Genomic DNA, 20,074 nt, shown 5'->3' on the forward strand with positions numbered 1-20,074 from the left:
ATACTCAATGAAAATCAAAAAGCAAACTAGGAAGCTAGCCGCAGGCTGTACTTGAGTACGGTAAGGCGACGCTGACGTGGTTTGAATTTGATTTTCGAAGAGTATTATTTTTTCCTACAAGTATTTATTCTCTCCTATCTATTTTATTATATTTTCACAAAAAAAGCGATTGTTTCCTTTACAATCGCTTCTTTCATTATTGAATCCATTCGCCATTATAATTGACAGAATAGCCATCTACGGTCGTATTCACTGCTAAAGCACCTGAGCTATAAGCATAGTACCATTTGCCATTGACCTGGAACCAACCAGTGACCATAGCTCCTGATGAACGGAGATAGTACCACTTGCTACCAAGGTATTGCCAGCCAGTTTTCATATCACCATTTGATTGGTCTAAGTAATACCAAGTTGAGCCTTCTTGATACCAGCCAGTCGCCATAGCTCCTGATGAACGGAGATAGTACCACTTGTTACCAAGATATTGCCAACCAGTTTTCATATCGCCATTTGGCTCATCTAAATAATACCAAGTCGAACCTTCTTGATACCAACCAGTCGCCATAGCTCCTGATGAACGGAGGTAGTACCACTTATTATCAAGGTATTGCCAACCAGTTTGCATAATACCAGTTGTTGGATCTAGATAATACCATGGAGCAGCTTTTAATTTATCTTCATCATATGTAAGAGGAAAATCCTTAGCCCAACCACGTGCTAGCTCCCCAACAGTCAATCTGTTGATGCGAGAATCAAAGCCACCATCCTTCAGTAAATAATACCAGTGCCCCTCATCATAAACCCAACCAGTTTTTAAGGTGTGATAACTACGTTGATCTTCAAAATAATAGACTCGTTTCTCTGCTGGACTATTATATTGTTCCCCATGATGCTTGTTGACATTTGTAGCTGTTTTTGCTTCTAAAACTTGCTTACCAACAAATTCTTGTAGTACCCCATCTTGACCAAAGTAAAACCAATCTGGTCTAAAAGCAATATCTTGCCTTATAGAAGAACCAATCGTAACCCCTTCGTGTGGAGCAGGTATATATTGCCAGCCGACAATCATCTCTCCAGATAAAGGATCAAAATAATAGTACTTACCATCAATCACTCGCCAGTAGGTTTCTTTGAGTTCCCCCTTCTTGTAGTAGGTTCTACCATTTTCTTGGACAAATTTCCAGCTTTCTGAATCAGCATCATCCGCCAATACTGTACTTGTCGCTAGCAGACCAAAGAAAAAGACTGCTAATGCGATTGGCATCAATTTTTTTATTATTTTCATTAGACCTATCCTCCATAACTGATTGTAGCAAATACAAAATTTTATGTCAATATATAAAGAAATCACATAAAAAGCAGTTACACAACTGCAACTGCTTTTCTATTCTTGCATGGTGTAACCAACACCACGCACGGTTTTAATGTAGCTTTTTTGACCTTTTACATCAAGCTTGCTACGTAGATAACGGATATAGACATCCACGATATTTGTTTCGGTCGCACTTTCATACTTCCAGACACTTTCCAACAACTGCTCACGAGTCAGAACTTTCTTGCTTCCCATAAGAGTAGCCAAGAGGTCATACTCACGACGCGTCAGAGCAATCATTTCCTCGCCACGATAAACGGTATGATGTTCTACATCCATACGCAGATTACGGTAAGACGTTGGAACCTTCATCTGACTACAGTGTTGATCGATGAAGTCCCGACCTCGGAAAATCGCTGAAATACGAGCTACCAGATTCTCAATAATAACTGGCTTATAGATGTAAGAAACGGCAAAGCGTTGGATTGTCTCAATCTGATCTTGCAATTCTTCACGATGGTCCAAGACCATGATCACTGAAGCTGGCTTAGTCCGACTCAGCTTGTCTGCAAAATCCTGGGCTGTCATATCCCCCAGTTGAGCATTCAATAAAATCAAGTCATAGTCTGTCTGAAGAGCCATGGAGAGGGCTTTTTGCCCCTCCTCAACCTGATCAACTCGGTATTGCTCTTTTTGGAGCTCCAAACTTAAAAAATGAGCTAGATTTCGTTCTTTCTCAAGTAATAAAATCCGTTTCCCCATGGCAGACCTACTTATTTTTCGTCATACCAAGAGTAGTGGAAGGTTCCTTCTTTGTCTTTACGTTGGTAAGTGTGGGCACCAAAGTAATCACGTTGCGCTTGGATCAAGTTAGCTGGAAGATCAGCTGAACGGTAGCTATCAAAGTAAGTAATAGCTGCTGAGAAGGTTGGTACTGGTACACCAGCTTGAACAGCAAGAGCTACGATATCACGCACTGCTTGTTGGTACTTAGCAGTAACATCCAAGAAGTACTCATCCAAAAGAAGGTTAGCAAGGTCTGCATCACGGTTGTAAGCATCTGTAATCTTTTGCAAGAAACGAGAACGGATAATACAGCCATCACGCCAGATAGATGCGATATCTGCAAATGGCAAATTCCAGTTGTTTTCTTTAGAAGCTACACGCAATTGCGCAAAACCTTGTGCGTATGAAATGATTTTTGAGAAGTAAAGGGCTTGACGGATCTTTTCAATCAACTCAGCCTTGTCTCCTTCAAATTTGAAGGCAGCTGGTTTTGGAAGAACCTTGCTAGCATGCACGCGTTCTTCTTTGTAAGTAGAGATGTAGCGAGCAAATACTGACTCAGTGATGAGTGACAATGGCACACCAAGATCAAGTGATGATTGGCTAGTCCATTTACCAGTTCCCTTGTTACCTGCAGCATCAAGGATGTAGTCTACGATTGGTCCATCTTGGCCTTCATCGTCTTTACGGCTCAAGATATCAGCTGTGATTTCAATCAAGTAGCTGTCCAATTCACCCTTGTTCCACTCAGTAAAGATTTCAGCCATGTCTTCTGCAGAAAGACCTAGCAAGTGTTGCATCAAGTCATAGCTTTCTGCGATCAATTGCATATCACCATACTCGATACCGTTGTGAACCATTTTCACATAGTGACCAGCTCCATCAGGACCGATATAAGTCACACATGGTTTGCCATCTTCTGGTGCCTTAGCTGAGATTTCTTCAAGAACATCCGCAACCAATTCATAGGCCTCTTTTTGTCCACCAGGCATGATAGAAGGACCTTCAAGGGCACCTTTTTCACCACCAGAAACCCCAGTACCGATAAAGTTGATACCTGAGTTTGCCAATTCTTCATTACGACGGATTGTATCTTTGTAGAAAGTGTTTCCGCCGTCAATCAAGATATCACCCTTGTCAAGGTGTGGAAGAAGGGCTTGAATTGTAGCATCTGTACCAGGTCCTGCTTGAACCATGAGCATGATACGACGAGGTTTTTCGATTGAGTTTACAAAACTTTCAACGTCATAGCTTGGTACAAAGTTCTTTTCAGGATGGCAAGCAATTACATCTTCCGTTTTTTCTTTACTACGGTTGTAGATAGCAACTGTATAACCACGAGATTCAATATTAAGGGCAAGGTTACGACCCATTACGGCCATACCTACGACACCAAAGTTAGCTTTTGTCATTTGACACTCCTCTTGTTTGATTTGTTTTATTTTATCATTTTTACTTTTGAAAAGAAAGAATTTTGTAACGACTGCTTAGTAGTCCAAGTCATCCGCATGACCAGCGCCATTTCCGACAAAGTAGCCTGTCTTACAGTTAAGGGTAAAGAGATAGGTTCCATCTGGCTTGTAGAGGTTGTAATAACCATTGCCATTAACGATATTGACACGTTCAAGGATATATTGGTCTCCAGTGATATAGCCACGTGAACGTGAAGTCGCTAGAATTTGTTCCAAAACACCATCCGCAAAATCCCAAGCAGAGTTGTTACTATCATCAATAGCAGACTGATTATAGGCAACACGACTGGCACTTCTTTGAACAGCAACCCCTGCACTCGAGAGACCCATATTGACTTCACTGCGAGTACTTCTAGTTTCATTTGAGGCAGCATTTGAACTACTTGGGCTTGTCTCACTAGTCGTATTTGAGCTTGTTTGACTAGAGCTTGAGCTACTAGTTTCACTTGAACTTGAGCTAGAAGTACTTGTTTGCTGGCTCTTACCAAGGCTGATAGCCTTATCTAGCACTTTATCAAGCTCCGTATTTCCAGTTTTAATATCTGTAAATTTAGCATCCGATTTAGCTTTGGCATTGGTATCCAACACACCATCCACAATAGCTGGTTTTTCAAATTGTGCATTGACATCTTGAATGGCCTTAATTTGCGTTGCTAGACTATCATATTTAGATTTGGCAAGCGTATGTTCACGACTACCTTCCAGCTTATCAAGTAAGGTCTTGAGTTGACTTAGTTTATCAAACTGGCTATTTTTCAAAGCCGTTTTATTGCTGTCTGTGTAGAAGGCGTCATAAAGTGTATTAAAATCATCCACATCCGATTGATTGGCTGTAGTTGATTGAGAAGTTTCAATTTCCTTGGTCGAGCGATTCACTTGACGATAGACATAATAAGCACTGACACAGATAACTACTGATACAAGCGCCAAAACGGTCAAAACAAAGCCTTTTTTGCTTTTCTTTTCTGAGTCTTCTTGTTCCAGACGAGAAAGACTCTGCTCCTCTTCCACTTCTTCAGTCATTTCTGTTGGATTTTCATCCTCTAGCAATAGAGGATCCAAGTCTTGCTCCTCATCGTCCAGAGGCAAGGGTGGTAAGATGTCTTCAGAAGATGGAACTTCCTCCGAAGAAGCTTCTGACTCTTCTACAGCCTCACGCACTTCTTGGATTAAATCATCCAGACTCTGAGTTTCAACTAGCTCCTCTTTTTTGTATTGACGAGTCGCAAACTTATCCGCCTCAATTTCATCTTTGTGTTGCTTAACATACTTGTCCAAAATGGAATCCTCAGGCAAGACTCCTGCTTCCACTTCTTCATTTTTACGAATAGCTTGACCAACTGTTAGCTCTTTTGCTTCATCAAAATCAAATCGCGGTTCTTGGTTTTCTTTTTGCGGTTCTTGGTTTTCTTTTTTATGACGATTCCGTCTTTTCTTACTCATGAGTATCCCTTTCTATTTTACCTCTTGCCGTTTGACACGCTGACCAAAATATTGATACAGATCCACTTTCAAGGTTCCGTTGTATAACTTACGCTTCTTATCTGCTTGGCTACCATACTTGCTTTCAAAGGCTTCATCACTAGTCAGGATAAATTTGCTCCAAGTTTTCAGTGGTGCAAATACCTGACCCATCGCAGCATAAAGCTTGGTCACCCCTGCATCATCTGATAAACGTTCCCCGTAAGGAGGATTGGAGATGATTACACCATTGATTTTATCGGAACGTAAATCCTGCACGCGCATCTGCTTAAAAGTAATATCCCCTGCAACACCAGCTGCCTGAGCATTGGCCTTAGCAATTTCCACCATGCGAGCATCAATATCACAGCCCATGATATCCAATTCCAGCTCACGGTCCACTTTTTTAGCCGCCTCTGTGCGCACTTCCTGAATCAAGCGATCGCTAATCCAGTTCCATTCCTCAAAAGCAAAGGAGCGACGAAGGCCAGGCGCCATCTTTCTGGCAATCATGACAGCCTCGATACAGAAAGTCCCCGAACCACAGGTCGGATCAATCAAAGGCTTGTCTGGATACCAGTTAGAAAGTTGCAAAATAGCTGCCGCCATGTTTTCCTTGATAGGGGCTCCCCCTTTTTCGGTACGATAACCACGTTTAAAGAGGCTAGAGCCTGTCGTATCAATCATGACAGTTGCCACATCTTTGAGAATAGAGACCTCAATCTTAAACTCTGGGCCATTCTCCATCAGAGGAACCCCTTCTGGGCGAGCATAGTGTTTCTGCAATTTCTTGACAACAGCTTTCTTAGAAATAGCCTGAACACTGGGTTCATTGTGAAGTTTAGATTTAACACATTTGGCTTTTGAAATTGGGAACCGAGCTCCGAGTGGTAAATAATTTTCCCAATCTAAAGCAAAAACTCCCTGAAACAACTCTTCAAACGTCTTAGCTGGGAACGTTCCTACGATGATCTTGATACGATCTGCTGCCCGAAGCCAGAGGTTGGTTTCGATAATCGCTCTCACGTCTCCTTGAAAACGCACACGCCCATTTTCAACCTGACAATCGTAGCCCAGCTCTCTTACTTCTCGTCCTACAACAGCTTCAAGACCTGCTGCCACAGTTGCAATTAAATTAAATTCTTTTTTCATGTTACAGTCTTGCAAGACCTTTCTATATGTCCACTTTAAAAAATGAGGTTGAGAAAATTTCTCAGCCCCAACCTATATGCAATTTTCTATAAGCCATGTTTTGTTCCAGAAGTGACTAGGACCACTTCCTTCGATAATCATCTGTCTACCACTAACAGCTCTAGCTGATAGCAGTCAGAATACTACGTTCGTTTCCGCGTACTCCATGCCCCGACCAAAATTTGGGTTGCTAGCTTGAGGGGTTTACCGCGTTCCACTCTCTCCGTTTCCAGAAAGACTCCGTCACTGTGGCACTTTCAAGCCTACTCTGACCTATCCAAGGACTTAGCCATTTCAACTGCCGTAACGATTTCTCGTCCCTAGGCTTATGGTTTCGCCTAGCACAAACACTACAGGCATCACAGCCTGTGCTAGCATGGACTTTCCTCATGAGAAGCAATTCTCCTCACGCGATTATCCAAAAATTGCATGTAACAAGACCTGAATTACAAATCAGTATTGTCTAAAATTTGTTTACCGAATACTTCTTTTTCAAGACGATTCAAGCGTTTCAAAATATCAAAATTCGTCATAGAAGATGAAGCAGCCACATCAATTGGATCTGGGTGACTAGGACTTGGAGCCGAACTCACTTGCGGTTTACGAGTTAATTCTTCCTTCAAATCCGCAATTTCCTGACGAAGTGACTTGACCAAGGCAGCATAGGTTTCATAGTCCTTGATGACATCGTCTAAAAACTCATCAACTTCTACCTTGCTATACCCACGAACTTCACGTCCAAACTCTTGTTCAAAAATATCTTTCGCTGAAAAAATAATACTTGCCATGTCTCTCTCCATTCTCGCTTGCTAGTATTATTATATAAAAAAAGGCAAACAAAAATCAAGGTCAAAGCTTCAATTTTCGGAAAAATTTTCAGCAAGTTCATTTAATTGATCAAATGTTAATCTCTTTATAAAATAGTCCTCTTGATTTTTCATCTTTTGGTAAAAATAAGCTAATTTCGTTTCATTTTCCTCATCATAAAAAAGATAAGAACTATTCGTATTTTCCAGTAAAAACTGCTGGTAGTCTCTTAACTGCCCCTTGTGTTCATAGCGAGGATAGGCATATTTGACAAAGTCTACCTGCTTAAAGCGGCTCAGTTTCATCTGATTGCCTTCATTCCAATTTTCCCCATGAGTTTCAAAAGCAAAAATGGTGGCCAACTGGAAACCGTACTCGGTTTTCATCTCCTGAGCAACCTCTAAAACCCAATATTCAAAACCCAAACTTCCTGTAAACACAAGCCAAGACACCCCATCTGCTGCCATAGCCTCTAAATCTTTACGTATTGCTTTTTTTATCAATTTAAGACGAGGATCCTTATCAGAAAATAAACCCAAATCAAAAGCAGAATAGCCTAAAACCAAAGCTGTAGCCATTTTTAACCCTTTCTGTGCAAATTTATGGTATAATAGAGTGATGTTATTGTACCAATAAGGAGAATTATGGTCAACTATCCACATAAACTTTCATCACAAAAAAGACAAACATCTCTTTCTCAACCCAAAAATTTCGCAAATCGAGGAATGTCTTTTGAAAAGATGATCAATGCTACCAATGACTACTATTTGTCTCAGGGCTTGGCTGTTATACACAAGAAACCAACCCCTATTCAAATTGTACGAGTGGACTATCCACAGCGAAGTCGTGCCAAGATTGTTGAAGCCTATTTTCGACAAGCTTCAACGACGGACTATTCTGGCGTTTATAATGGATATTACATCGACTTTGAAGCCAAGGAAACAAAACAAAAACGTGCGATTCCGATGAAAAATTTCCATCTACATCAGATTCAGCATATGGAACAAGTCCTTGCCCAACAAGGAATCTGCTTTGTCCTTCTTCACTTTTCTTCTCAGCAAGAAACCTACTTATTGCCGGCATTCGATTTGATTCGCTTCTATCATCAAGATAAGGGACAAAAATCAATGCCACTTGGATATATTCGAGAATATGGATATGAAATCAAGGCTGGTGCCTTCCCTCAAATTCCCTATCTCAATGTTATCAAAGAACATTTATTAGGTGGTAAAACAAGATGAACAAACCAACGATTCTGCGCCTAATCAAGTATTTGAGCATTAGCTTCTTAAGCTTGGTTATCGCAGCCATTGTCTTAGGCGGAGGAGTTTTTTTCTACTACGTTAGCAAGGCTCCTAGCCTATCCGAGAGTAAACTAGTTGCAACAACCTCTAGTAAAATCTACGACAATAAAAATCAACTCATTGCTGACTTGGGTTCTGAACGCCGCGTCAATGCCCAAGCTAATGATATTCCCACAGATTTGGTTAAGGCAATCGTTTCTATCGAAGACCATCGCTTCTTCGACCACAGGGGGATTGATACCATCCGTATCCTGGGAGCTTTCTTGCGCAATCTGCAAAGTAATTCCCTCCAAGGTGGATCAACTCTCACTCAACAGTTGATTAAGTTGACTTACTTTTCAACCTCGACTTCCGATCAGACTATTTCTCGTAAGGCTCAGGAAGCTTGGTTAGCGATTCAGTTAGAACAAAAAGCAACCAAGCAAGAAATCTTGACCTACTATATAAATAAGGTCTACATGTCTAATGGCAACTATGGAATGCAGACAGCAGCTCAAAACTACTATGGTAAAGACCTCAATAATTTAAGTTTACCTCAGTTAGCCTTGCTGGCTGGAATGCCTCAGGCACCAAACCAATATGACCCCTATTCACATCCAGAAGCAGCCCAAGACCGCCGAAACTTGGTCTTATCTGAAATGAAAAATCAAGGCTACATCTCTGCTGAACAGTATGAGAAAGCAGTCAACACACCAATTACTGATGGATTACAAAGTCTCAAATCAGCAAGTAATTACCCTGCTTACATGGATAATTACCTCAAGGAGGTCATCAATCAAGTTGAAGAAGAAACAGGCTATAACCTGCTCACAACTGGGATGGATGTCTACACAAATGTAGACCAAGAAGCTCAAAAACATCTGTGGGATATTTACAATACAGACGAATACGTTGCCTATCCAGACGATGAATTGCAAGTCGCTTCTACCATTGTTGATGTTTCTAACGGTAAAGTCATTGCTCAGCTAGGAGCACGTCATCAGTCAAGTAATGTTTCCTTCGGAATTAACCAAGCAGTGGAAACAAACCGCGACTGGGGATCAACTATGAAACCGATCACAGACTATGCTCCTGCCTTGGAGTACGGTGTCTACGATTCAACTGCTACTATCGTTCACGATGAGCCCTATAACTACCCTGGGACAGATACCCCTGTTTATAACTGGGATAGGGGCTACTTTGGCAATATCACCTTGCAATACGCCCTGCAACAATCGCGAAACGTCCCAGCCGTGGAAACGCTAAACAAGGTCGGACTCAACCGTGCCAAGACTTTCCTAAATGGTCTCGGAATCGACTACCCAAGTCTTCACTACTCAAATGCCATTTCAAGTAACACAACCGAGTCAGACAAAAAATATGGAGCAAGTAGTGAAAAGATGGCTGCTGCTTACGCTGCCTTTGCAAATGGTGGAACTTACTATAAACCAATGTATATCCATAAAGTCGTCTTTAGTGATGGGAGTGAAAAAGAGTTCTCTAATGTCGGAACTCGTGCCATGAAGGAAACGACAGCCTATATGATGACCGACATGATGAAAACTGTCTTAGTATACGGAATCGGACGTGGAGCCTACCTACCTTGGCTTCCACAAGCAGGTAAAACAGGTACTTCTAACTATACTGACGAAGAAATTGAAAAGTATATCAAGAACACTGGTTACGTAGCTCCAGATGAAATGTTTGTAGGGTATACCCGCAAATATGCAATGGCTGTATGGACAGGCTATTCTAACCGTCTGACACCACTTGTAGGCGATGGCCTTACGGTCGCTGCTAAAGTTTACCGCTCTATGATGACCTACCTGTCTGAAGGAAGCAATCCAGAGGACTGGAATATGCCAGATGGCATCTATCGAAATGGGCAGTTTGTTTTCCAAAATGGAGCAAGACCGACTTGGACTGAAACGACATCCCAATCATCTTCAACCGAAAGCTCATCAACAAGTGCAGAAAGCTCTACTAGTCAAGCACCAGTAACAAGTCCTGATGCTAGTACTAATGGTCAAAATCAAGCACCAAATGCACCAGGAGCCAATCAAAATCCAGCTCCACAGACTCCTCAAGTCCAACAACAACCACAACAGTAAGATGAAGAAAATCCTGAGAACTCTAAACTCAGGATTTTTTCATTTTCAAAATAAAATACAGAAATCAAGTAAAGTAGATTGAAATAAAAACTAAGCAAATTGATTGGGAAATTCAAATCATACTCAATGAAAATCAAAAAGCAAACTAGGAAGCTAGCTGCAGCTTGCTCAAAACACTGTTTTGAGGTTGCAGATGGAAGCTGACGTGGTTTGAAGAGATTTTCGAAGAGTATGAATTTCTAAAAATATTTTATGAGCTACAATATGCCGGTCTTGATTCAATACACTGTAATATTTGAAACAAGAGTGTACCGGTTCAGTGTCAACCAGCTATAGTCTACCATTCCTCATTTCACAATAAAACGCATACGATCAAGGCTTTCATCACCTGACAATATGCGTTTTGCTTTTAAAGACTTTTTGCTCAGTCTCTTTTTATCTTATTTCACATGTTTTGCGAGTTCTTCTTGCGCTTTTTTATTGGATTCTGCTTTTTCTTTCATCCATTTTTCTTGAGCTTTTTGATATTCATCTGCAGTAACTGCCTTGTCTTGAAGTTCAAGGTATTTATACAAGACTGGGTCACTTGTACCTTTATTTCCTGACAATGCAAATGGTATTGTAAATGGTACCATCTTAGACAAGATTGGACGACCAGTTTTAGAAGTTGTTGGGATGATCAAGGCACTATCTGTCAACCAAGCTTGGGCTGCTGCGTATTTATCATATCGTTTAGCAACATCTGTAGTCTCATCACCAGCTTCAGTAACCAATTTTTCGTAGTCATATAGACCTACTTTTTTAGCAGCTACATTATCTTCCCCTGAGTCAAATCCTAAATATGTTTTAGTACTTTCTCCTACAGAAGGTTTGATAATATCAAGGTAGGTTGATGGATCGGCAAAGTCTGGACCCCAACCGACATTATCTGATAAATCCCAGTCTTCGCCAGCAGCATTTTCGGCAAATAGAGTTACATTAAGCAATTCATCTTTTTGCAATTGTTGGATATCAATAACGACATTATCAGTTCCTAAAGTTGCTTCCAAGGATTGTTTCATAGATTGGACACGTTGAACTTTTGTAGTTGCTGTCTGGTCAACAGGCATATCTAGGTGAATTGGGAATTGTACTCCCTCAGCTTGTAGGGCTGATTTGGCTTTGGCAAATTCTGCTTTAGCTTTTTCTGGATTGTAAAGACCATCTTGTGAATCTGCAAGATTGACATCCTTCCATTCATCCCCATAAGTCACTAATTTTTCTTTGACTATATCGCCAAAGTTCTTCCCATCTGCTTGAACAAATGTTGGTGGCACAAAGAGATTACGCAAGATTTTGCTTGCTCCAGTTTCTCCATTCAACTGAGAGGCATAGGCTGTACGGTCAAAACCAAAGGCAATAGCCTGACGGAAATCCTTGTTTAAGAGAGCCTTTTTAGTTGATGTCTTTTGTTCGTCGCTAGTCTTAGAAGTATATTTATAGGACTGACGATCAATATTTGTTCCTACTAGATACGTAGTCGAGTCTTGTTGCGTATAGACAATATTGTCTTTCATACTCTTCTCAAGCTCTGCGAAACTTGCACTTGTTGGATAGAGACGAGCTGCTGTAAGGCTACCATCTTTAAAGTTTTCTGCTGGTTTGCTAGTATCTTGACCATCCCAGAATGACAATTTGATCTTGTCAATATGCACATTATCCTTATCCCAGTAGTTCGGATTTTTCGCAAACTCAACAGAGGATTTGGTCACAATAGATTTCAACAAATAAGGACCATTGTACAAGATACTACTTGGATCCGTAGCTTTGGCAAAATCATCCCCTTTTGAATTCAAAAACTCTTCATTGACTGGCGCAAGCACACCCATGGTTGTTTTTGAGTTCCAAAAACTTTCAGGTTTGTTCAAAGTGTATTGGACTGTTTGATCATCAAGGGCTTTAATCCCGACTTGAGAAAAATCTTTGATTTCCCCTTTAGCATAGGCATCTAGTCCTTTGATTGAATCCTGTACCAAGTAAAGGGCTTCTGCTTTCTTATCTGTTGCATATTTAAGACCTGTCACAAAGTCTTGAGCCTTAACAGGAGCATACTCTTCTCCCTCAGATGTATACCACTTGGCATCCTGACGAATCTTATAAGTATAAGTCAAGCCATCCTTAGAAACTGACCAGTCCTCTGCCATTGAGGGAATAAGGTTCCCGTATTTATCATTTTCAAGCAATCCATCAATCACATTACTAGTAATGTCGGCAGTTGCTGCCTTACCAGTTGTCAAATAGTTGAGATTATCTGGATGTGTCTCATATGTAAATGCAAAGGTCTGTTCACCTTTAGCGCCTGAGCCCCCAGAACAAGCAGCTAAGACACCTGCTGCTAATAAAGTCACTCCCGCAAGAGCCAATACTTTTCTTGTTTTCATAGCATTCTCCTTTGTTTTTTTATTCATTATAGACCCTTTTTTAAGTCCTGTCAATACAATTTTCTGAATTTTTGAAAATTATTTTTTAAACAACAACTCTGAAAAAATATGAATAAGGTTAAATACTTCTTAACTAATTCACATAACAAAGGACTTATTGATACTATCTCTAAATATCAAATAGTATTCTGTTTTATACTTATTTAAAATCAAAAATAGTAGAAAATTCTCCTATTCTGAGAATATATATGATAGATTTTTAGCAAAAACTCTAGCATCGATTCCCTAGAATACAGGAATACTTATAAGAACTGTTGAATTTTAAAGTACATATTTGAGCTACGATATTCCTTGAGCAAACTGCCAACAAAAGATGTTCTTTGATTTTACATAAGTATAAATTGGTCATCTACATAAAACAAAAAGCCAACATAGATTCTCTTCTGACCGACAGAAAACAATCTTGTTCGCTTTACTTCTAAAAATCTTAAGTAGCAAAAATTCTAAAATTATAGAATCGTTGCATTAATATCCCAACTCTTCCTCTACAACATTCAGGACCCGTTCGATGACCACATGCATGTCATAGTATTTATAATCTGCTAAACGACCACAGAAAATGACCTTATCTTTCTGGGCTGCTTCTTCTTGATATTTAGCAAACATGGCATTGTTTCTCTCATCATTGATTGGATAGTAAGGTTCATCTCCACGTTTCCAATCAGCTGGGTATTCACGAGTAATAACCGTTTTATCTTGTGTTCCATACTCAAAATGTTTATGCTCAATAATGCGAGTATAAGGAATTTCTCGTTCTGTATAGTTTACAACGGCATTTCCTTGATAATTTTCCTCATCTAGAACTTCATACTCAAAACGAAGACTACGGTATTCTAACTCGCCATGTTTATAATCAAAATATTGGTCAATCATCCCTGTAAAGACAACTTTCTCAGCTGAAGCTTCTAATTCCTGACGATTGGCAAAAAAGTCAAGACCAAGTTCTACTTCCACATCCTTGAGCATATTTTCGATGATAACATTATACCCACCAATTGGAATACCCTGGTAACGGTCATTGAAGTAGTTATTATCAAAGGTTAAACGAACTGGTAAGCGTTTGATGATAAAGGGTGGAAGGTCAGTCGCAGAACGTCCCCATTGCTTTTCAGTATATCCTTTAATCAATTTTTCATAAATATCTGGACCGATCAACTTGATAGCCTGTTCCTCTAAGTTTTTAGGTTCAACGTCCTTCATATGAGCCGTTTGCTCAGCAATCTTATCTTTGACTTCTTGAGGAGTTTTTGTCCCCCACATAGCATAGAAAGTATTCATATTGAAAGGTAGATTATAAAGGCTACCCTTGTAATTAGCTAGAGGCGAGTTGATGTAGTTGTTAAATTCAGCAAATTGATTCACATAATCCCAAACTTTTTTATTAGAAGTATGAAAGATATGGGCACCGTATTTATGAACATTAACACCTTCTACATTCTCACAATAGACATTCCCACCAATGTGGTCACGTTTATCAATAACTTTTACTTTTTTTCCACGCTTGGTTGCTTCATAAGCAAAAATTGCTCCCGACAAACCAGCACCAACGATTAGATAGTCGTACATAGTCTCTTCCTTATCACTTATCTTTACATCTCCTTAACTATAGTAAAAGAGAGGATCTTAGTTTCAATCTATTTTAGCACAAAACAAATCATTTCTTAGTTTTCAATAGCCGAGTGATTTAAAAAGACAAGCACCAAAACTGATGTTTGTCTTTATGATTTTGTTTGAAAAGGCTATTTCTAACTATTTAACATGTTTTTCTGCTTCTTTTTGAGCTTTTTCAATTGCTTTTTTGCTTTCTTGTTCCCATTTACTTTTAGCTTCTTCAAACTGTTTGGTCGTCACAGTGTCTTTTTGCAGTTTCATGTACTTGTAGTTATTGCCATCACCCTTGATACCAACCAATGAATAGCCTCTTGTAAATGGCGTCACTTTGGTTACAGATGCTGTGCCACCACTTGACATAGCTGACATAATGAGAGAATTGTCAATCATCCAAGCCTGTGCTTCAGCGTATTTTTCATAACGTTTGGCTACATCTTTGTTTTCACTATCTGCATCTTTGAGCATCTTAGTGTAGGTATCAAGACCTAGGCTAGTGATTTTTTCCTTGTCTTCCTTGGCATCTAGTCCAAAAATCTTAAGGTAGAATCCATCCTCTGCATTGAAAGGATTGAGATAAGTTGATGGATCTTGGTAGTCACCTACCCAACCATCAAAGTTCAAATCGTAGTCACGATCAGCTGCTGTCGGTGCCAAGAAGGCTACGTTATTGAAATCATCTGTTGAAAGTTGCTGAACATCAATGACAATGTTATCAGCACCTAAAACTGACTCAAGGGTCTGCTTAACTGAGTTCATACCTGTCACGGCATTTTTACTTGTCTGATCAACCGCCACATCCAAGTGAATTGGGAAGGTCACACCTTGACTTGTCAATTCTTTTTTAGCTTCCGCAAATTTTGCTTGGGCTTTTTCTTTGTTGAAATAGGCATCCTTAGCATCTGCCAGGTTAATACCTGACCATTCTGTGCCATAGTTGACCAATTTAGAAGCGACTACTTCTCCAAAGGTCTTGTCTCCAACTTGGACAAATGTAGGAGGAACCAAGGTGTTACGAAGGGTCTTGCTAGCCGCCTCTTCCCCATTTGACTGGGCAGAATAGGCTGTGCGGTCCAAGGCAAAGTTCACTGCTTGGCGGAAGTTCTTGTTCAAGACAGCTGTCTCAGTTGACTTCTTCTGCTCATCTGTCGTTTTAGACGTATGGCTGTAAGCCTTACGGTTGACGTTGAAATTGAAGTACCAAGAAGTCTTGTCCTGCAAGCTATAGACGATATTATCCCTATATTTTTCCTTGGTCTTAGCAAAGTTAGAACTATTTGGATAAACCCCAGCGATAGAATAAGCTCCACTTTCAAAGTTACGGATGGTCAATTCTTGGTCTGAGCCATCAAAATAAGCCAATTTCACGTGTTCAATTGATACTTTGTCATGATCATAGTAATGCGGATTTTTCACATACTCAATAGATGATTTTGATGTGAAATCTTTTAACAAGTAAGGTCCACTGTAGAGAATACTATCTGGAGATAGGGTACCAAAATCCTTCCCTTTTGAGTTTAGAAACTCTTCGTTTACTGGGAAAAGAATACTGTTCGTTGTTTTTGAATTCCAGTAAGGCTCTGGGCGTGTCAAAGTATACTCAACAGTCTGGTCATCAATGGCCTTAACCCCAACCTTAGAAAAGTCAGAATCCGCTCCTGTAATATAATCATTCAAGCCCTTGATTGAGTTTTGAATCAAGTCAATGGCCTGTGATTTATTATCCACTGCGTACTTGATACCTGTCACAAAATCCTGTGCCTTGACTGGAGCGTATTCTTCACCGTCAGCTGTGAACCATTTGGCATCTTTTCTCAATTTGTAGGTATAAGTTAGACCGTCGCTTGAAACAGACCAGTCTTCTGCCAAAGACGGAATTAGATTTCCGTGATTGTCATTTTCAAGCAAACCATCAACTAGATTGGTAATGATGGCTGTATTATCAGCGTAGTAGTCTAATAGATAGTTAAAAGTAGTTGGATTTCCACTAAAGGTTGATGAGTAAGTTTTTGTATCTGAACCTGATTGTCCGCAAGCAGCTAAAAGCAAGGCAGCCGCAAAAGTCAGACCTGCACTAAGGACACGCTTTTTTGTCTTCATCTTCTTTCTCCTTTATGTTAGTTTTTATAACATAAGCTTATTTTACCAAAATAGTGGGAATTTGTAAAGTTAATTGAATTTCGAGAATGAAAGTTTATAAACTTTAGGAATAAAAAAACAAAGAATTTCTGTCTTTCATACAGTCCTCCCTTGTTTTTATACGATTTCAATTTTAGATTTTTCTGTTCAGAAATATTTAGCCCAATTCCACACAGAAAGCATCCCATGGAGCTAAGACTTGTTTTTCAAAGGCTTCTTGAGCCGTGGTGTTTTCAATCAAGACAGATTTGACGTTTCCTTCTACTGTTAAGTCTTGCTCTTCATTGGACAAATTGGCCACAACTAGAAAACGACGGTCGCCATCTTTACGAATATAAGCAAAGACCTTATCAGCCGTATCAAGAAGTTCAAAATCAGCTCGAATCAGCCAGCTATTCTCCTTACGGATTTGAACTAGCTTCTGATAGGTATAGAAAATAGAATCAGGATTTGCCAGCGCTTCTTGAACGTTGATTGCTTGATAGTTTGGATTCACTGCCAACCAAGGTTGAGCAGTTGAGAAACCAGCGTTTTTGCTCTCATCCCATTGCATAGGGGTACGGGCATTGTCACGACCAATGACACGGATACTGTCCATGATTTCTTCCATCGGAACGCCTTTTTCAAGAGCCTCACGCGCATAGTTAAGAGATTCAATATCTTCTACTTGATTCAGTGTTTCAAACGGATAATTTGTCATCCCAATTTCCTCACCTTGATAGATATAAGGAGTCCCTCTCATGAGATGAAGCAAGATTGCAAAGGCTTTGGCAGATTTTTCTCGGTATTCTTGGTCATTTCCCCAGATTGAGACGATACGAGGGAGGTCATGATTGTTCCAGAAGAGTGAATTCCAGCCGTCCTCAACGCCTAACTCTGTCTGCCATTTGTTGAAAATCTCTTTTAACTTAGGGATATTCAGCGCTTTTTGATAGTGCCACTTAGGTTGCCCTTCCTGATACTGAAGACAGATGTGTTCAAATTGGAAAACCATAGACAATTCTTGCCCCTTTGGATCAGAGTAAAGCTTGGCAATCTCTGGAGTTGCTCCCCAAGTCTCCCCTACTGTCAAGAGATTCTTATCGCCAAAAGTGGCTTGGTTCATCTCCTTGAGATAAGGATGGAGCATAGGTCCATTATTGACTACCTTCTCATCAGGAATTTTGCCAATCATGTCAATGACATCCATACGGAAACCGCCAATGCTTTTATCAATCCAGAAGTTCATCATCTCATAAATTTTCTGGCGAAGTTTTTCATTCTCCCAGTTGAGATCAGGCTGTTTCTTACTGAAAAAGTGGAGATAGTATTGACCCGACTTTTCATCATACTCCCAAGCAGACCCACTAAAGATAGAATCAAGATCATTAGGCTCATCCCGCCAGATATAGTAGTCACGCTCAGGGCTGTCAGGATTTTCACAGGACTCGACAAACCAAGCATGTTCATCCGAGGTATGATTGACCACCAAGTCCATGATGATACGGATATCACGCTTCTTAGCTTCCGCAATCAGTTGGTCCATGTCCTCCATGGTTCCGAAAATAGCTGTAATCGCTTGGTAATCAGCAATATCATAGCCATTATCATCCATAGGACTGTCATAAACAGGAGAAAGCCAAATCGCTGTGATTCCTAACTTAGCTAGATAGTCTAACTTACTGGTAATACCTGGCAAATCGCCAATTCCATCTCCGTTGCTATCCATAAAGCTCTTAGGATAAACTTGATAGACTACGGCATTGTGCCACCATTTTTCTTGCATCTTCTTACCTCATTATTTTAATAATCTGTAGTCTATGATAGCGCTTTTTAAAATTTTATGCAAGCGTTTGCCTAATCTTTTTGATTCCTTTTTTAACTCCATAGTTTCCTAACTTCCAATTTTTTATTATAATAGAGGTCAGAGGTAAAAAAATGAAAAAACAAGCTTTTAGTTCTGAACAATATTTGAATCTACAGCGCGACCATATTTTGGAGCGCATTAACCAATTTGACGGCAAGCTCTACTTGGAGTTTGGGGGCAAAATGTTAGAAGATTTCCACGCTGCTCGTGTTCTTCCTGGTTATGAGCCTGACAACAAAATCAAGCTCTTGCAGGAGTTGAAAGAGCAAGTTGAGGTTGTGATTGCCATTAACGCTAGCAACATCGAACATTCCAAAGCACGTGGTGACTTGGGCATTTCTTATGACCAAGAAGTTCTTCGTTTGATTGACAAATTCAATGAATTGGGAATTTTTGTTGGCTCCGTGGTCATCACACAGTACGCTGGCCAACCCGCTGCAGATGCCTTCCGCAACCAACTCGATAAAAACGGAATTGATTCTTATCTTCATTATCCAATCAAAGGATATCCGACAGATATGGACCACATCATTTCTCCAGAAGGTATGGGGAAAAACGACTACATCAAAACCAGTCGCAACTTGATTGTCGTAACCGCTCCTGGACCTGGTTCTGGAAAATTAGCAACTTGTATGTCCAATATGTACCACGACCAAATCAATGGTATCAAGTCTGGCTACGCTAAGTTTGAAACCTTCCCAGTTTGGAATCTTCCCCTTCATCACCCAGTCAACTTGGCCTACGAGGCTGCCACAGCTGACCTTGATGATGTCAACATGATTGACCCTTTCCATCTTCAAACCTATGGAGAAACCACTGTCAACTACAACCGTGATATCGAGATTTTCCCAGTGCTCAAACGCATGTTGGAACGTATCCTCGGTGAATCTCCATACGCTTCACCGACAGATATGGGTGTCAACATGGTTGGTTTCGCTATTACAGATGATGAAGCTGCTGTCGAAGCTTCTAAACAAGAAATCATCCGCCGTTACTATCAAACTGTTCTTGATTTCAAAGCCGAAAAAGTGGGCGAATCTGCTGTCAAGAAAATCGAGTTACTCATGAACGACCTCGGCATCACACCTGCAGACCGTAAGGTTGCTGTTGCTGCACGCCAAAAAGCAGAAAAAACTGGCGGACCAGCCCTAGCCCTTGAATTGCCAACCGGGGAAATCGTCACAGGTAAGAACTCAGAACTCTTTGGCCCTACAGCAGCTGCTCTTATCAACGCTATCAAGAAATCAGCTGACATCGCTAAAGAAGTAAAATTAATCGAGCCCGAAGTCGTCAAACCAATCCAAGGTCTTAAAATCGATCATCTGGGTAGCCGCAATCCACGCCTTCATTCAAATGAAATCCTGATTGCACTTGCTATCACAGCTACAGAAAATCCTGATGCTGCTCGTGCTATGGAAGAGCTTGGCAACCTCAAAGGAAGCGAAGCCCACTCAACCATCATCTTGACAGATGAAGACAAGAATGTCCTTCGTAAACTAGGTATCAACGTAACCTTTGACCCTTACTACCAATACGATCGCTTGTATCGTAAATAACGATTCAAACCTCTCCACACTC

At 40.4% G+C, this 20,074-nt stretch carries 14 protein-coding genes and 1 other RNA gene; 3 read left to right on the top strand and 12 right to left on the bottom strand.

Features of this window, described 5'->3' with window-relative positions; all coding sequences use genetic code 11:
- Positions 1 to 196 precede the first annotated feature (196 nt).
- From cbpF to HT714_RS00525, 8 genes are all read right to left on the bottom strand, one after another.
- A complete protein-coding gene (gene cbpF / locus HT714_RS00490; protein WP_173226297.1) occupies positions 197 to 1,285 on the bottom strand; it encodes a choline-binding protein CbpF in 1,089 nt (362 codons plus the stop codon).
- 99 nt (positions 1,286 to 1,384) lie between these two features.
- Positions 1,385 to 2,074: a response regulator transcription factor gene (locus HT714_RS00495; protein WP_153220775.1), complete on the bottom strand. Its 690-nt coding sequence runs from the start codon at positions 2,072 to 2,074 to the stop codon at positions 1,385 to 1,387.
- 11 nt (positions 2,075 to 2,085) lie between these two features.
- The gene (gene gndA / locus HT714_RS00500; RefSeq protein ID WP_000158778.1) at positions 2,086 to 3,510 is read right to left on the bottom strand and encodes an NADP-dependent phosphogluconate dehydrogenase; all 1,425 of its coding nucleotides are present in this window, start codon (positions 3,508 to 3,510) and stop codon (positions 2,086 to 2,088) included.
- Positions 3,511 to 3,585: 75 nt separating this feature from the next.
- Positions 3,586 to 5,013 carry a cell division site-positioning protein MapZ family protein gene (locus HT714_RS00505; protein WP_173226295.1) on the bottom strand — a complete coding sequence of 476 codons (1,428 nt, stop codon included), beginning with the start codon at positions 5,011 to 5,013 and terminating at the stop codon, positions 3,586 to 3,588.
- Positions 5,014 to 5,025: 12 nt separating this feature from the next.
- Positions 5,026 to 6,183: a class I SAM-dependent RNA methyltransferase gene (locus tag HT714_RS00510; RefSeq protein ID WP_173226293.1), complete on the bottom strand. Its 1,158-nt coding sequence runs from the start codon at positions 6,181 to 6,183 to the stop codon at positions 5,026 to 5,028.
- An 84-nt stretch (positions 6,184 to 6,267) separates the two neighbouring features.
- Positions 6,268 to 6,648, bottom strand: an RNA gene (gene rnpB / locus HT714_RS00515) — RNase P RNA component class B.
- 20 nt (positions 6,649 to 6,668) lie between these two features.
- A complete protein-coding gene (gene gpsB, locus HT714_RS00520) occupies positions 6,669 to 7,010 on the bottom strand; it encodes a cell division regulator GpsB (RefSeq protein WP_000146532.1) in 342 nt (113 codons plus the stop codon).
- 69 nt (positions 7,011 to 7,079) lie between these two features.
- Positions 7,080 to 7,607, bottom strand: a complete 528-nt coding sequence (locus HT714_RS00525) for a DUF1273 domain-containing protein (protein ID WP_000179545.1) — start codon at positions 7,605 to 7,607, stop codon at positions 7,080 to 7,082.
- A gap of 66 nt (positions 7,608 to 7,673) precedes the next feature.
- Between HT714_RS00525 and recU the strand changes: the two genes are divergently transcribed.
- A complete protein-coding gene (gene recU / locus HT714_RS00530; RefSeq protein ID WP_173226291.1) occupies positions 7,674 to 8,270 on the top strand; it encodes a Holliday junction resolvase RecU in 597 nt (198 codons plus the stop codon).
- Positions 8,267 to 10,423, top strand: a complete 2,157-nt coding sequence (pbp1a, locus tag HT714_RS00535; protein WP_001040008.1) for a penicillin-binding protein PBP1A — start codon at positions 8,267 to 8,269, stop codon at positions 10,421 to 10,423. Before recU ends, pbp1a begins: the two co-directional genes overlap by 4 nt.
- Before the next feature lie 440 nt (positions 10,424 to 10,863).
- Here pbp1a and HT714_RS00540 read toward each other — a convergent pair whose 3' ends face one another.
- From HT714_RS00540 to HT714_RS00555, 4 genes are all read right to left on the bottom strand, one after another.
- On the bottom strand, positions 10,864 to 12,843 hold the full coding sequence (locus HT714_RS00540; protein WP_173226289.1) for a peptide ABC transporter substrate-binding protein: 1,980 nt from the start codon (positions 12,841 to 12,843) through the stop codon (positions 10,864 to 10,866).
- A 525-nt stretch (positions 12,844 to 13,368) separates the two neighbouring features.
- Positions 13,369 to 14,469 carry a UDP-galactopyranose mutase gene (gene glf, locus HT714_RS00545; RefSeq protein ID WP_173226287.1) on the bottom strand — a complete coding sequence of 367 codons (1,101 nt, stop codon included), beginning with the start codon at positions 14,467 to 14,469 and terminating at the stop codon, positions 13,369 to 13,371.
- A 183-nt stretch (positions 14,470 to 14,652) separates the two neighbouring features.
- Entirely contained in the window at positions 14,653 to 16,611 is a 1,959-nt protein-coding gene (locus HT714_RS00550) for a peptide ABC transporter substrate-binding protein (protein ID WP_173226285.1), read from the bottom strand.
- A 196-nt stretch (positions 16,612 to 16,807) separates the two neighbouring features.
- Positions 16,808 to 18,415 (bottom strand): alpha-glucosidase, encoded by a 1,608-nt coding sequence (locus HT714_RS00555; protein WP_173226283.1) that lies wholly within the window; start codon positions 18,413 to 18,415, stop codon positions 16,808 to 16,810.
- Between the two features lie 152 nt (positions 18,416 to 18,567).
- Between HT714_RS00555 and HT714_RS00560 the strand changes: the two genes are divergently transcribed.
- Positions 18,568 to 20,052, top strand: a complete 1,485-nt coding sequence (locus HT714_RS00560) for a DUF1846 domain-containing protein (RefSeq protein ID WP_173226281.1) — start codon at positions 18,568 to 18,570, stop codon at positions 20,050 to 20,052.
- Positions 20,053 to 20,074 lie beyond the last annotated feature (22 nt).

The organism is Streptococcus sp. 3705, assembly GCF_013277145.1.
Lineage (GTDB): Bacteria > Bacillota > Bacilli > Lactobacillales > Streptococcaceae > Streptococcus.